A 13,476-nucleotide genomic window follows, 5' to 3' on the forward strand; every position below is an offset into this window, starting at 1 on the left:
GTAAGCTAGTAAGATCCCTGAAAGATGATCAGGTTGATAGGTTTGAGGTGGAAGCGTGGTGACACGTGGAGCTGACAAATACTAATAGATCGAGGACTTAACTAAAACGAAAAGCGGAAAAAGCCCGCTTAAATTGATAGGCTTTTGAAGCTGGACATGAAAGATTACTCAAGCTTTTTTCTTACAACATAATCTAGTTTTCAGGGAATAAAACCTTGACAAATTAATTAAGGATATGATATTATATAATCTGTTCTTAAAAAATAGTCTGGTGGCGATAGCGAGAAGGTCACACCCGTTCCCATACCGAACACGGAAGTTAAGCTTCTCAGCGCCGATGGTAGTTGGGGGCTCTCCCCCTGTGAGAGTAGGACGTCGCCAGGCATACCATTATTCCGCAGTAGCTCAGTGGTAGAGCACTCGGCTGTTAACCGAGCGGTCGTAGGTTCGAATCCTACCTGCGGAGCCATAAAAACATTGAGTAATATGTTAGCAGCTTGCTTCCATAGCTCAGCAGGTAGAGCACTTCCATGGTAAGGAAGAGGTCACCGGTTCGAGCCCGGTTGGAAGCTTAGAATAAACAATAAAGGCCCATTGGTCAAGCGGTTAAGACACCGCCCTTTCACGGCGGTAACACGGGTTCGAATCCCGTATGGGTCACCAATATATATGGAGGATTAGCTCAGCTGGGAGAGCATCTGCCTTACAAGCAGAGGGTCGGCGGTTCGATCCCGTCATCCTCCACCATTTTTAATATAATAGAAGATTTTAGATACACGCCGATGTAGCTCAATTGGTAGAGCAACTGACTTGTAATCAGTAGGTTGGGGGTTCAAGTCCTCTCGTCGGCACCATTTATGAAATAAGAATTATTGTAATCCAATATTCGGAGGGGTAGCGAAGTGGCTAAACGCGGCGGACTGTAAATCCGCTCCTTCGGGTTCGGCGGTTCGAATCCGTCCCCCTCCACCATTTCAAATTGGACAGAGAATGTCCTTTTATTTTTGGGCTATAGCCAAGCGGTAAGGCAACGGACTTTGACTCCGTCACTCGTTGGTTCGAATCCAGCTAGCCCAGCCAAGAGCCATTAGCTCAGTTGGTAGAGCATCTGACTTTTAATCAGAGGGTCGCAGGTTCGAATCCTGCATGGCTCATATTTATTTAAAAACCAAGCAAACATTTGCTTGGTTTTTTTATGTATTTATGATTCATTAAATATGCGAGACATTAATTCCAATGTACTGTAATAGTATATAGGAGGCATATTTCGCAGTTAATGAATTTTATCAGTTTGCTTTAATAAAACTGTCATACTTATTCAGCAATTCGTCTAATTTTGCGCTTATATCAATTACTTTTGGGTGCGAAAAAGAAGTGAGATTTGCTAAATAGATCATCTTTTCTCGATGCTCCTCAATATCTTTTAACAACTTTTGCTCACACATTGGCTTCACCCTCATCCATTAGTTAATTTTCATTCTATCTGAAAAAAATTATGTTGTCATGATTTTAACATATTATTCCCTTTTTTTATAACCAATCTGAAAAAAATTAAACCACATGTTGTCATAATTTGTTAAAATAGTAGTAAAGTCATTCAAAAGTAGTAAATATACATATTAAGAAAAATGTTTAAAGTTACTTGCTTCCTGTTCCTCTTTAGAAGGAAGATGGATATATCAGTTTTTACAGGAAAAAACATGATTCTTTTATTTAGGTTTATTTTGGAAGGGCAGACATCCAATTGAATAATTTCTGTTAACTCTTTTTTTTTGTTCGGAGCATTGGATTTTAATTTATTAAGCTAAAATAGAAAAAAATAAAAAAAAATGAAACCTTATTCGCTATCGATACGTATTAATCGATTAGCCGCATTTAGAGCGGGGGTAAATAGATGGAAGCATTAATAAAAAAGAGAATTAAGCAAGTGATAAAAGGGGATCAAAATGCGTTCGGTGATATTATTGACATTTACAAGGACAAAGTGTTTCAAATTTGTTACCGGATGCTAGGGAATAGACATGAAGCGGAGGATATTTCACAAGAAGCCTTTCTTCGAGCATATGTTAATATAAATCGTTTTAACATGGACTTGAAGTTTTCTACATGGCTTTATCGAATTGCGACAAATTTATGTATCGACAGGATTAGAAAGAAAAAGCCAGACTATTATTTGGATGCTGAAGTGCCGGGTACTGATGGTCTGAATATGTACTCACAAATTTCTTCAGATACAAGGCTGCCTGAAGAAGATGTGGAAAGCTTGGAACTGCAAGCGTTGATACAGCGTGAAATATCAAAGCTGCCAGAGAAATATCGATCTGTGATTGTACTAAAATATATTGAAGAGCTGTCTCTAAACGAGATTAGTGAAATTCTTGAGCTGCCTCTTGGTACAGTGAAAACACGCATTCACAGGGGAAGAGAAGCTTTAAGAAAGCAATTACGGCATGTCTAATAAGAAGGTGAAAGAATATGACTTGTTCAACAGAAGTTATAGAATATATGCATCAATATCTTGATGAGGAAATCCTAGAACAAGATAAAGTAAAGTTAAAAAAACATCTGGATGAGTGTGAGGACTGTGCCATTCATTTTCATGAATTGAAAAAGACGATTGCATTAGTTCAAAGCACCTCCCATATACAGGCTCCAGCAAATTTCACTGAGAATGTGCTTGGACTTTTGCCAAAGGAAAAGAAACAGGCAGTTTTCAAAAGATGGGTGCGTAACCATCCTATTTTTGCAGCAGCATCTTTATTCATTGTACTGATGGTTTCAAGTCTCCTTTCTGCGTGGAATGAAAACCATGAATTTTCGGTGTCAAAGCAGCCTAATCTTGTCGTTGAAAATGATACGGTAATTGTTCCTAAGGGAGAAGTTGTTGAAGGGGACATTGTAGTTCGGAACGGTAATATAAAGATAGAAGGACAAGTAAACGGAAATGTCACTGTTATAAATGGGCAGAAATATATGGCCTCATCCAATCAGGTTACAGGTGAGATAGAGGAAGTAAATGAGGTCTTTGATTGGCTTTGGTACTATATTAAGAGCACTTTGGAAGATATAACTAATGTATTTAAAAGTGAAGAAGGAAGTAGTGGAAGTCTCCCTGCATATTGATTGCAGGGTTTTTTCTATTGTAAATAGTTGGGTTAAAAATATTAGATGAATCATATAATAAAATCAAGATTTTTCCTTTCTGTATGCACAATTACCTAAATCATTCTTCTGTTTTTTAAATTTAGTTTGTCCAGATTGGTATTAAACGCAAATGTGATATAATATGATAATTGTAGGTAAACAAAAAGAAGCAGCGATTGCTTATGAAATATATATGCTTTGGAGGAAGGAAAATGTCGTTAGCAGATTTCCCTTTTTTAAAATATTTAGCGAATACAGTGGACATTCTCCTTGTGTGGTATGTCATCTATAAAATCCTTATGATAGTAAAGGGCACAAAAGCAGTCCAATTATTAAAAGGTATCTTTGTGATTCTGATTGTAAAGCTGCTAAGTGATTATTTTAACTTGCAGACAATGGGAACGATGATGGAGCAAGTGATTCAGTGGGGTGCTCTTGGTCTTATCATCATTTTCCAAGGGGAGCTTAGAAGGGCGCTTGAACAGCTCGGCAGAGGAAAGTTCTTTTCACGAAGCGGAATACCAGAAGACCAGGCACAACAGCATGTGGTCGATTCCATTGTAAAAGCAGTCGATTATATGGCAAAAAGAAGGATTGGTGCGCTTATCTCCATTGAAAGGGAGACGGGCATGAATGATTATATTGAAACCGGAATATCCTTAGACTCAAAAATATCATCTGAATTACTAATAAATATCTTTATTCCAAATACTCCTCTGCATGATGGTGCCGTTATATTGCAGAAAAATAATATTGCTGCTGCCGCCTGTTATCTCCCATTATCAGAAAGTCCGTTTATATCAAAGGAGCTGGGTACAAGGCACAGAGCAGCGCTAGGCATCAGTGAGGTAACAGATAGCATAACGATCGTTGTTTCAGAAGAAACAGGGTCCATATCTATTACTAAAAATGGTGATCTCCATCGAGAGCTTAAATTGGAAGCATTTAAAGAACTACTGTCCAGTGCGTTAATTGCACCTTCTGCCAGACATGCTTCTTCTGTTAAGTGGGGCTGGAAGGGGAAGAATAAATGAATAAGTTATTTGACAGAATCGGTGAAAGTAATTGGTTTATGAAGGTAATTGCCTTTGCATTGGCATTGTTGCTGTTTTTATATGTATATGACGGCAGCGACAAATCCAATGATGTGAACGTTCCTAGTTCAGAAGACTCTGGACTGGTAGAGGATATGCCTGTAAAAGTGTATTACGATACAGATAATCTTATTGTTTCTGGAGTTCCGGAAACAGTGGATGTGAAACTTACAGGTCCGACTGTCCATGTTCAATCAGCAAGACTCCAAAAGAACTTTGAAGTGTATGTCGATTTGACTGATGCGGAAATTGGTACAAAAGAGGTTGCTCTTCAAGTCAAGGATCTGTCTGATAAGCTGGAAGCAGTCATCGATCCGGCCACTATCGAGGTTACATTGAAGGAAAAAGTATCAAAAGAAGTGAGTGTGGAAGCTGAGTATAACAGCAGCTTAATTGCAAAAGGTTATTCAACTGGAACAGCAACAATCAGTCCTTCCACTGTAACAGTGACAGGTGCAAAAGATGAAATTGACAAAATAGCTTATGTGAAGGCAAACGTAGAGCTTGAAGAAGGGACTAGCAAGGATATTAGCAAAAAAGCTGAAATATCTGCGTTAGACAGCAGTTTAAATAAATTAGATGTAGAAGTGGAACCAGAAACGGTGGAAGTGAATATCCCTGTAACAAGAACAAGTAAAACAGTTCCAATCAATATTGTGGAAAAGGGAGATCCGCCAGCTAATGTTACGATTGATTCCATAACATTAAACAAAACAGAAGCGACAATTTCAGGTCCAGAAGATATACTAAAAGAAGTGGACAGTACAAGAGTTGAAGTTGACCTGAGTGATATAGACAAGGATCAAAATATAGAGCTTCCTGTGATCATCTCAAACGGGGTAACAGCTGTAGAACCAGAATTGGTAACTGCAACCGTTAAGGTGACGGTAGGGAAGGAAGATACAAGTTCAAATGAATCTGCAAATGAGGAAGAGGATTCAGATGAGACAGCAACTATAGAAAAAACGAGCACGAGAACAATAAGTGGAATACCAATAAGTATACAAGGCTTAGGAAATGAGTTTGAGGCTGAGATAACAGATCCGGTTGATAAAAGCGCAAGCCTCGATGTAACAGGAGCAAACGACATTGTAAAAGGCTTGGCTGCATCAGATTTTTCTCTGTTTCTGGATTTGACAGGAATGTCTGCTGGAGAGCATGAGGTCCAGATTATGGTCGAAGGTCCGGATGATATTAGCTGGGAACTGGCAAAAGAGACAGCAAGTGTTTCAATAACGGAAAAAGATGCTTAAAAATTGATAAAGATTCATATTAGTTAGAAGGAGCGATTTAGGAATGGGTAAATATTTCGGTACGGATGGAGTACGAGGAGTAGCAAATAGTGAACTGACACCTGAAATAGCATTTAAGCTTGGAAGGTTCGGTGGCTTCGTCCTAACAAAAGATCAAGATCGACCTAAAGTGTTAATTGGTCGTGACACTCGTATTTCAGGCCATATGCTGGAGGGAGCCCTCGTAGCAGGATTGCTTTCCATTGGTGCAGAGGTAATGCGTTTAGGTGTCATATCTACACCAGGTGTATCCTATTTAACAAAAGTTTTGGGAGCACAGGCTGGAGTAATGATTTCCGCATCCCATAACCCTGTTGCCGATAATGGCATCAAGTTTTTCGGTCCAGATGGCTTTAAGCTTTCAGATGAGCAGGAATTGGAAATTGAAGCATTAATTGATCAGGATGTTGACTCACTACCAAGACCAACTGGAGCTGACCTTGGACAAGTTAATGACTATTTTGAAGGCGGACAGAAATATCTTCAGTTCTTAAAGCAGACTGTGGATGAAGAATTCGAAGGAATTCATGTGGCGCTTGACTGTGCACATGGTGCAACATCGGCTCTTGCTATGCACTTATTTGCAGATTTGGATGCGGACATTTCAACAATGGGAGCATCTCCAAATGGATTAAATATCAATGATGGCGTAGGTTCTACACATCCGGAAACATTAGCCGAATTCTTAAAGGAAAAGCAAGCTGATGTTGGATTGGCATTTGACGGCGATGGTGACCGTTTGATTGCGGTCGATGAAAAAGGAGATATTGTTGATGGTGACCAAATCATGTATATATGTGCTAAGTACATGAAAGAGACTGGCCGACTGAAGCAAGATACCGTTGTATCCACTGTAATGAGTAATTTAGGTTTTTATAAGGCTTTGGAACAGCATGGTATTAAAAGCATTCCAACTGCAGTAGGAGATCGTTACGTAGTGGAGGAAATGCGTAAGAATGGTTATAATCTTGGCGGAGAGCAATCTGGTCATATTATTTTCCTTGATTTCAATACTACTGGTGACGGACTATTAACAGGTTTACAGCTTGTGAATATTATGAAAGCAACGAAGAAGCCTTTATCAGAGCTTGCCGGAGAAATGAAAAAATTCCCGCAAAAACTTGTGAACATAAGGGTAACGGACAAGTATCATGTAACAGATAATGAGAAAGTAAAAGAAGTCATCAGTAAAGTGGAAGAGGACATGAACGGAAACGGCAGAATTTTAGTCAGACCGTCAGGGACAGAACCTCTTGTTCGCGTAATGGCAGAGGCTCCTACTAGTGAATTATGTGATGCATATGTCAATATTATTGCTGAAGTAGTAGAAAAGGAAATGGGATTGAAGGAATAGTAAGTCAGTCACATTATTATATAAGATGAATAGGATAGAGGGTAAGGAAGTTCGCTGATCGAATCTTCTTTATCCTCTTTTTTCATAAAAAGTAATATGTATTATGTATTAGTATTTGACGAATTATTTGTAAGTAAGGTATGATTAATCTGCTTTTGTGAAAAAAGCAAACGAAAGAAAAGGAGGGAGATTAAGAAGATTAGTTATACAAAGCGCCTGAACTAGCAGTGGACGAAGCGTGTGCTAGTTGACGAGGAGGAGGTTTATCGATATTTCGGCGGATACCTCCCGGTTATGTAGCAGATCGAGAGCTTTATTTTAAAACATTAAGGCAACTTAATGCACAAAGAATAGGGCATGCTAATATAAATGTTTATAAAAAATTACAGAGATAGGGGAGCAAGTTGTCCCCTAGTAAGGCTTCTTGCTCCCCTAGAACGGAGGAAAAGAAGTATGTGTGGTATTGTTGGTATTATCGGAAACCCGGATGCAAAAGAGATTTTATTAAAGGGCCTAGAAAAGCTTGAATATAGAGGATATGATTCTGCAGGTATTGCTCTTAGCAATGAGGCTGGAGTGAAGGTCTTCAAGGAAAAAGGCAGAATTGCAGATTTGCGCAGCATTGTGGATGAAACAGTCACTGCTGAAATAGGAATTGGCCATACTCGTTGGGCTACACATGGAGTACCAAGCAGATTAAACGCACATCCGCATAAAAGTGCTTCTAATCGTTTCACAATTGTTCACAACGGAGTCATTGAAAACTATGATCTGTTAAAAAAGGAATACTTGGCAGATGTTGAAATGAAAAGCGATACGGATACAGAAGTGGTCATTCAGTTGATTGAACACTTTGTTGAAAGCGGCAAAGATGTTAAAGCAGCGTTTGTGCAAACTTTAAAAATGCTAAAAGGCTCTTATGCTTTTGCATTATTAGATGAACAAAACAAAGATGTAATATATGTTGCCAAAAACAAAAGCCCGCTTCTTGTCGGTCTTGGTGAAGACTTCAATGTAGTAGCGAGCGATGCGATGGCTATGCTGCAAGTGACAGATCAATATGTTGAGCTTGTAGATAAAGAAATCGTGCTTGTATCAAAAGACAAAGTAGTTATTGAGACTTTAGATGGAGAAGTTATTTCCCGGGAAGCTTATACGGCAGAATTGGATGCTAGCGATATTGAAAAAGGAACTTACCCACACTATATGTTGAAGGAAATTGACGAGCAGCCGCTTGCTATTCGCAAAATCATTCAACAATATAGAGCTGAAGATGGGAAGCTGACAATTGATCCGGCTATCATTGATGCTGTTAAAGCAGCAGACCGTTTGTATATTATTGCTGCAGGTACTTCTTATCATGCAGGTTTGCTCGGTAAGCAATTTATCGAAAGCTTGGCGAAGATTCCAGTAGAGGTTCATGTTGCGAGTGAATTTAGCTATAATATGCCGTTGCTTTCTGAGAAGCCATTGTTTATCTTTATTACTCAAAGTGGTGAAACAGCGGACAGCAGAGCTGTGCTTGTGCAAGTGAAGGAGCTTGGTTATCCTGCTATCACGATAACAAATGTTCCTGGTTCTACACTTTCTCGTGAAGCAGATTATACATTGCTTCTGCACGCTGGCCCTGAAATTGCTGTTGCTTCTACGAAGGCTTACACTGCACAGATGGCAGTATTGTCCATCCTTGCAGAAGTGACAGGAAGAAGCAAAGGCTATGACAGTAGCTTTGACCTAGTGCATGAGCTAGGTATTATCGCTAACGCAATGGAAGTTGTTTTTGAACAAAAAGAAGAACTTGAAACGATTGCTAGAGAATACCTGTCTACAACAAGAAATGCATTCTTTATTGGCCGCGGAATCGATTATTATGTTGGTCTAGAAGGTGCGCTTAAGCTAAAAGAAATCTCTTACATCCAGGCAGAAGGTTTTGCAGGCGGTGAATTAAAGCACGGCACAATCGCTTTAATCGAAGATGGAACACCAATCATTGCCTTAGCAACACAGGAAAGTGTCAACTTGAGCATTCGTGGAAACGTTAAAGAGGTAGTTGCACGAGGTGCAAATCCGTGTATCATTTCTATGAAAGGTTTGGAAATGGACGGTGACCGCTTTATTGTTCCAGCTGTGCATGAGTTATTGACACCCCTTATCTCTGTATTACCGCTGCAGCTTATCTCTTATTATGCAGCACTTCATAGAGACTGTGACGTTGATAAGCCACGCAATTTGGCTAAATCTGTTACTGTTGAATAATAGTTATTTAAGTGCCCCTGTAGTCTCCAGACTGCAGGGGTTTTTTGTATTAAAAGTAAGTGTTAACCAAAAAAGCAGATTCTTGTCTTTTAAATAAACAATTGACAGAAAAGTAAAAAACAATTATTATAGTTGAGAATGATAATCATTGTAAAATGTGGTGAATCGAGCTGTGCTTAACATAAATTATTAAGGAAGTACCTTATCACTTTCGCCACTAATAAACTATTAATATATAAGAGGGGATTAAGTCATGCATACAAAACGTAGAAAGCCATTTCTTCAGCTATTGCTATTTTCAATTGTAGCAATCTTGGTTTTAGCAGGTTGCTCCAATTCTTCATCAAATGACTCAGATAAAAATGAATCTGCTTCTTCCAATTCAGATTCTGAATATCCAATAACAATTAAACACGCTTTAGGCGAAGCGGTTATTGAAAAGAAACCAGAACGTGTTGTTACAATTCAATGGGGAAATCAAGATGTGGCTTTAGCTCTTGGAGTGACTCCTGTAGGTTTCTCAGCAGCAAACTTTGGAGTACAAGATGACAGTGGTTTACTGCCTTGGACAAAAGAAAAGCTGGACGAGCTTGGTGTGAAAGACCCTAACGTATTCCAAGATACAGACGGACTTGATTTTGAGGCTATTTCAGATGCAAAGCCTGATGTAATTCTTGCTGCTTACTCTGGTATTACACAAGAAGATTACGATACTCTTTCTGAAATTGCTCCAGTTGTTGCATATCCAACTGCAGCTTGGGCAACAACTTGGCGTGAACAAGTTGAATTAAATGCAACTGGTATGGGAATGAAAAAAGAGGGCGAACAGCTTATTACAGATATTGAAGATATGCTTAAAGAGAAAGCATCTAAATACCCTCAAATTGAAGGCAAAAAGGTTGTTTGGGTTAACTTCTCAGCAGATGACTTGTCTAAATTGCATCTTTACACACCAGTTGATTCACGTGTTGCCTTCTTAAAAGAACTTGGTCTTGACTATCCAGATAGTGTGAAGGATTTAATTACAGACCCTAACAGTTACTCTCTAGAATTGAGTGCTGAAAACGTAGAGGCTCTTAATGATGCTGACGTAATTGTTGGTTATGGTAATGATGAGCTATATAACACAATTAAAGCTGATCCATTGCTTGGAAATATTCCTGCAGTTAAAAGAGGTTCAGTAGCATTTATTGCAAGTGACACACCATTGGTTGCTGCGGGAACACCAACTCCGCTTTCAATCGAATACACTATTGATGATTACCTTGAGCTAATTGGCGGAGCAATTGATAAAATAAATGAATAGTTTCTTCTTTCCAAAAGGTAAACAGATGGACCTGCATGTTCCAAAAAACTTTAAGCTGACTATAATTTTATCCATTATATTGTTGATTGCTTGTATTGTAGCTTCACTAGCATTTGGTGCTCGTGTAGTCAGTTTTCAAGACATTTTAGATGGTTTGTCTGGCAAAAATGAAGATTCGTTTGGGGCAAATATTGTACGTAAACGTTTGTCCAGAACAGTTTTCAGTTTGCTATGCGGAGCAGCACTTGGAGTATCTGGCGCACTGATGCAGGCTATTACGCGAAATCCACTGGCAGATCCCAGCATACTTGGTGTGAATACTGGTGCATCATTATTTGTAGTTTGTGGACTAGCATTCTTTAATATTAGTACAGCAAATCAATATATATGGTTCGCTTTACTGGGAGCAGCATTAACGGCAGCATTTGTTTTTGGAATTGGTTCAATGGGACGGGGCGGAGCAACACCAATAAAGCTTGTATTGGCGGGAGCTGCAACAACTGCAGCTCTCTCTTCCCTTGTCACCGCTATTTTAATTCCAAATTCTTATGCGATGGATCAATTCAGGTTTTGGCAGGTAGGCAGTGTGGGCTCAGGTACATGGGATTCTATCACAACCTTCCTTCCCTTTTTGGCTATTGGCATTCTTATTGCCTTTATTTCGGCCCCAGCATTGAACGCTCTTGCTTTAGGGGATGATGTTGCAACAGGACTCGGTGTGAGGCCTGGATTTTTGCGTCTTGGAGGAGCAATAGGCGGAGTTGTGCTATGTGGGGCAGCTACTGCATTAGCAGGTCCTATTGGCTTTATTGGTCTGATGTCTACACATGTGATGAGACTTATTCTTGGCCCGGATGTACGTTTTGTAATACCTATGTCAGCTATTACAGGGGCAATTATATTAACGTTTTCTGATGTGATTGGAAGACTAATTGCTAGTCCTGGAGAACTCGAGGTTGGTGTAGTTACGGCATTTATAGGTGCACCGATCCTAATTATATTAGCTAAGAAATCGAAAGTGCGGTCATTATGAAAAATCAATTTGGTGAAATAAACTTTATTATGACAGGCATCAGGAAAAGACGGCGGCGCTGGATACAAGTTACTAGCTTACTGTTTGTGCTAACTTGTATTCTTTGCTGCGCGATGCTATTGCTTGGAAACACTATTTATCCGATTCAGGAAGTGATTCGTTCCCTTTCCGGTGAGCGGATTGCAGGTGTTACTTTTGCTGTAAATACGATACGTTTACCAAGAATGCTAGCTGGTTTATTTGCTGGGTTTGCTTTCGGCGTTGCAGGCTACATCTTTCAAACAATGCTGCAAAATCCACTTGCAAACCCAAACGTATTAGGTATAACATCTGGCTCAAGTGCTGCGGCTGTTTTATGTATTACGATGTTCCATACGAGTAATGCAGTTGTTTCCTTTGCTTCTGTTATTGCAGGTCTCATTACGGTTGTTTTTATGTATTTGCTTTCTCGGGGAAAATCCTTTTCGATTGGCCGGTTAATACTTATTGGGATAGGGATACAGGCTATACTTGACGCAGTCATATCCTATCTTTTGCTAATTGGTTCACAGCAGGATATTCCAGCAGCACTTAGATGGCTTAATGGCAGTCTTAATGGTTCAAAAATAGATGAATTGCCGCCACTTATTATTACAGTCGTTATATTTACTCCAATTGTTCTCTTGTTAGGTAAACAATTGAATATTTTGGAGCTTGGTGAGCAAATGGCATCTTCGCTTGGTGTCTCAACAGATAAAACAAGAGTTTTACTTATTGTCAGTTCTGTCTTTATGATTGCTATTGCAACAGCTACAACGGGTCCCATTGCGTTTGTCTCCTTCCTTGCAGGACCGATTGCTAATAGATTAGTAGGCACTGGATTCTCTAATATTTTGCCGGCAGGTCTTGTAGGAGCCAGCTTAGTTTTAGTAGCAGATTTAGTTGGACAATTTGCATTTGTATACAGATTTCCAGTCGGTGTCATAACAGGCTTGCTTGGTGCACCATACTTAATCTTGCTATTAATTCGAATGAATCGGAAGGGAGAATTGTAATGGAAACGATACATGATTTTCGAGCGCAAAAATTAATAGCAGGCTACGATAATAAAATGATATTAAACGAAATTGAGCTGAAAATTCCCAGCAATAAAATCAGTGTTATTATCGGAGCAAATGGCTGCGGGAAATCGACACTGCTAAAAACCTTGGCTAAATTAATTAAGCCATCATCTGGTGAGGTTACTCTTGATGGTAAAGCAATCAGCAAAATTCCACCAAAACAATTAGCACGGGTTTTAGGTATATTACCGCAATCGCCGGTTGTTCCAGAAGGGATAACAGTAGCCGATTTAATTGGCCGTGGAAGATTCCCGCATCAATCATTGTTAAGTGGCTGGTCGAAAAAGGATTATGATGCGGTTGCAGAAGCAATGGAAATCATGAAGATTACAGAGTTTGCAAATCATGACATTGATGAGCTGTCAGGCGGTCAAAGACAACGTGTCTGGATTGCAATGGCACTCGCACAGCAAACGGATATTTTATTTCTAGATGAGCCGACAACCTTTTTAGATATTACGTATCAAGTGGAGATATTAGATTTGTTAACAGATCTTAATCGGAAATACGGCACGACAATTGTGATGGTTCTTCATGATATCAATTTGTCAGCTCGTTATGCTGACTATATATTTGCTCTTGAAAAGGGCAAGCTTGTAGGAGAAGGAAAGCCATCCGAGATAATTACAAGTACATTAGTAAAAGAGATATTTGGTCTGAATTGTACGGTTATTAATGACCCTGTTTCAGCAACACCTTTAGTTGTACCTAAAGGCAGATATCATGTTAAACCATAATAGCGATCCCTCCAGTTTAAAATGACTGGAGGTTTTTTATTTTAGCTCGTTTAGGTCTTGGTGCTTATTTTAGCTGTATTGTAACTTTTTAAAAGGATATTCGTAAAGCCTCTCGAAAAGGTTTGATAGTAAGCTATAAATTAATTAAGAGGAGGAGTTA

At 39.2% G+C, this 13,476-nt stretch carries 11 protein-coding genes, 8 tRNA genes and 2 rRNA genes; 20 read left to right on the forward strand and 1 reads right to left on the reverse strand.

What is annotated here, in order from left to right:
* From EM808_RS21380 to EM808_RS21425, 10 genes are all read left to right on the forward strand, one after another.
* Window positions 1-105, forward strand: a 23S ribosomal RNA gene (locus EM808_RS21380); the annotation flags it as partial.
* 162 nt (window positions 106-267) lie between these two features.
* Window positions 268-384 (forward strand): 5S ribosomal RNA (gene rrf, locus EM808_RS21385).
* A gap of 10 nt (window positions 385-394) precedes the next feature.
* Window positions 395-469 (forward strand) — tRNA-Asn (locus EM808_RS21390).
* Window positions 470-499: 30 nt separating this feature from the next.
* A tRNA-Thr gene (locus EM808_RS21395) sits at window positions 500-572 on the forward strand.
* 16 nt (window positions 573-588) lie between these two features.
* Window positions 589-663 (forward strand) — tRNA-Glu (locus tag EM808_RS21400).
* An 8-nt stretch (window positions 664-671) separates the two neighbouring features.
* Window positions 672-747 (forward strand) — tRNA-Val (locus EM808_RS21405).
* A gap of 31 nt (window positions 748-778) precedes the next feature.
* Window positions 779-854, forward strand: a tRNA-Thr gene (locus tag EM808_RS21410).
* A gap of 34 nt (window positions 855-888) precedes the next feature.
* Window positions 889-972: transfer RNA gene (locus EM808_RS21415), tRNA-Tyr, on the forward strand.
* A 33-nt stretch (window positions 973-1,005) separates the two neighbouring features.
* A tRNA-Gln gene (locus tag EM808_RS21420) sits at window positions 1,006-1,080 on the forward strand.
* Between the two features lies 1 nt (window position 1,081).
* Window positions 1,082-1,154 (forward strand) — tRNA-Lys (locus tag EM808_RS21425).
* Window positions 1,155-1,286: 132 nt separating this feature from the next.
* Here the strand turns inward: EM808_RS21425 and EM808_RS21430 are convergent.
* Window positions 1,287-1,445 carry an aspartyl-phosphate phosphatase Spo0E family protein gene (locus EM808_RS21430; RefSeq protein WP_127740612.1) on the reverse strand — a complete coding sequence of 53 codons (159 nt, stop codon included), beginning with the start codon at window positions 1,443-1,445 and terminating at the stop codon, window positions 1,287-1,289.
* 449 nt (window positions 1,446-1,894) lie between these two features.
* Here EM808_RS21430 and sigW point away from each other — a divergent pair, with 449 nt between their 5' ends.
* From sigW to EM808_RS21480, 10 genes are all read left to right on the forward strand, one after another.
* Window positions 1,895-2,458: an RNA polymerase sigma factor SigW gene (sigW, locus tag EM808_RS21435; protein ID WP_127740614.1), complete on the forward strand. Its 564-nt coding sequence runs from the start codon at window positions 1,895-1,897 to the stop codon at window positions 2,456-2,458.
* 17 nt (window positions 2,459-2,475) lie between these two features.
* Window positions 2,476-3,123, forward strand: a complete 648-nt coding sequence (locus EM808_RS21440) for an anti-sigma factor family protein (protein WP_127740616.1) — start codon at window positions 2,476-2,478, stop codon at window positions 3,121-3,123.
* A 233-nt stretch (window positions 3,124-3,356) separates the two neighbouring features.
* Window positions 3,357-4,178 carry a diadenylate cyclase CdaA gene (gene cdaA, locus EM808_RS21445; protein ID WP_127740618.1) on the forward strand — a complete coding sequence of 274 codons (822 nt, stop codon included), beginning with the start codon at window positions 3,357-3,359 and terminating at the stop codon, window positions 4,176-4,178.
* Window positions 4,175-5,491: a CdaR family protein gene (locus tag EM808_RS21450; protein WP_127740620.1), complete on the forward strand. Its 1,317-nt coding sequence runs from the start codon at window positions 4,175-4,177 to the stop codon at window positions 5,489-5,491. The genes cdaA and EM808_RS21450 overlap by 4 nt, the downstream gene beginning before the upstream one ends.
* A gap of 43 nt (window positions 5,492-5,534) precedes the next feature.
* A complete protein-coding gene (gene glmM / locus EM808_RS21455) occupies window positions 5,535-6,884 on the forward strand; it encodes a phosphoglucosamine mutase (protein WP_127740622.1) in 1,350 nt (449 codons plus the stop codon).
* A 453-nt stretch (window positions 6,885-7,337) separates the two neighbouring features.
* A complete protein-coding gene (glmS, locus tag EM808_RS21460; protein ID WP_127740624.1) occupies window positions 7,338-9,140 on the forward strand; it encodes a glutamine--fructose-6-phosphate transaminase (isomerizing) in 1,803 nt (600 codons plus the stop codon).
* 253 nt (window positions 9,141-9,393) lie between these two features.
* Window positions 9,394-10,446, forward strand: a complete 1,053-nt coding sequence (locus EM808_RS21465) for an iron-siderophore ABC transporter substrate-binding protein (RefSeq protein WP_127740626.1) — start codon at window positions 9,394-9,396, stop codon at window positions 10,444-10,446.
* A gap of 25 nt (window positions 10,447-10,471) precedes the next feature.
* Complete coding sequence (locus tag EM808_RS21470; RefSeq protein ID WP_412758969.1) at window positions 10,472-11,479, forward strand: FecCD family ABC transporter permease; 1,008 nt, start codon at window positions 10,472-10,474, stop codon at window positions 11,477-11,479.
* The gene (locus EM808_RS21475; protein WP_127740630.1) at window positions 11,476-12,513 is read left to right on the forward strand and encodes a FecCD family ABC transporter permease; all 1,038 of its coding nucleotides are present in this window, start codon (window positions 11,476-11,478) and stop codon (window positions 12,511-12,513) included. The genes EM808_RS21470 and EM808_RS21475 overlap by 4 nt, the downstream gene beginning before the upstream one ends.
* Window positions 12,513-13,316, forward strand: coding sequence for an ABC transporter ATP-binding protein (locus EM808_RS21480; protein WP_127740632.1), 804 nt, complete (start codon window positions 12,513-12,515; stop codon window positions 13,314-13,316). The genes EM808_RS21475 and EM808_RS21480 overlap by 1 nt, the downstream gene beginning before the upstream one ends.
* The last annotated feature ends 160 nt before the right edge of the window (window positions 13,317-13,476 follow it).

It is taken from the genome of Niallia taxi, from assembly GCF_004005475.1.
In the GTDB taxonomy this organism is placed as follows: Bacteria; Bacillota; Bacilli; order Bacillales; family Cytobacillaceae; genus Niallia; species Niallia taxi.

Coding starts and splice junctions, on each gene's coding strand:
- EM808_RS21475 (WP_127740630.1), top strand. CDS start 11,476: ATGAAAAATCAATTTGGTGAAATAAACTTTATTATGACAGGCATCAGG.
- EM808_RS21430 (WP_127740612.1), bottom strand. CDS start 1,445: ATGTGTGAGCAAAAGTTGTTAAAAGATATTGAGGAGCATCGAGAAAAG.
- EM808_RS21450 (WP_127740620.1), top strand. CDS start 4,175: ATGAATAAGTTATTTGACAGAATCGGTGAAAGTAATTGGTTTATGAAG.
- EM808_RS21480 (WP_127740632.1), top strand. CDS start 12,513: ATGGAAACGATACATGATTTTCGAGCGCAAAAATTAATAGCAGGCTAC.
- EM808_RS21440 (WP_127740616.1), top strand. CDS start 2,476: ATGACTTGTTCAACAGAAGTTATAGAATATATGCATCAATATCTTGAT.
- EM808_RS21465 (WP_127740626.1), top strand. CDS start 9,394: ATGCATACAAAACGTAGAAAGCCATTTCTTCAGCTATTGCTATTTTCA.
- EM808_RS21470 (WP_412758969.1), top strand. CDS start 10,472: ATGGACCTGCATGTTCCAAAAAACTTTAAGCTGACTATAATTTTATCC.
- glmM (WP_127740622.1), top strand. CDS start 5,535: ATGGGTAAATATTTCGGTACGGATGGAGTACGAGGAGTAGCAAATAGT.
- sigW (WP_127740614.1), top strand. CDS start 1,895: ATGGAAGCATTAATAAAAAAGAGAATTAAGCAAGTGATAAAAGGGGAT.
- cdaA (WP_127740618.1), top strand. CDS start 3,357: ATGTCGTTAGCAGATTTCCCTTTTTTAAAATATTTAGCGAATACAGTG.
- glmS (WP_127740624.1), top strand. CDS start 7,338: ATGTGTGGTATTGTTGGTATTATCGGAAACCCGGATGCAAAAGAGATT.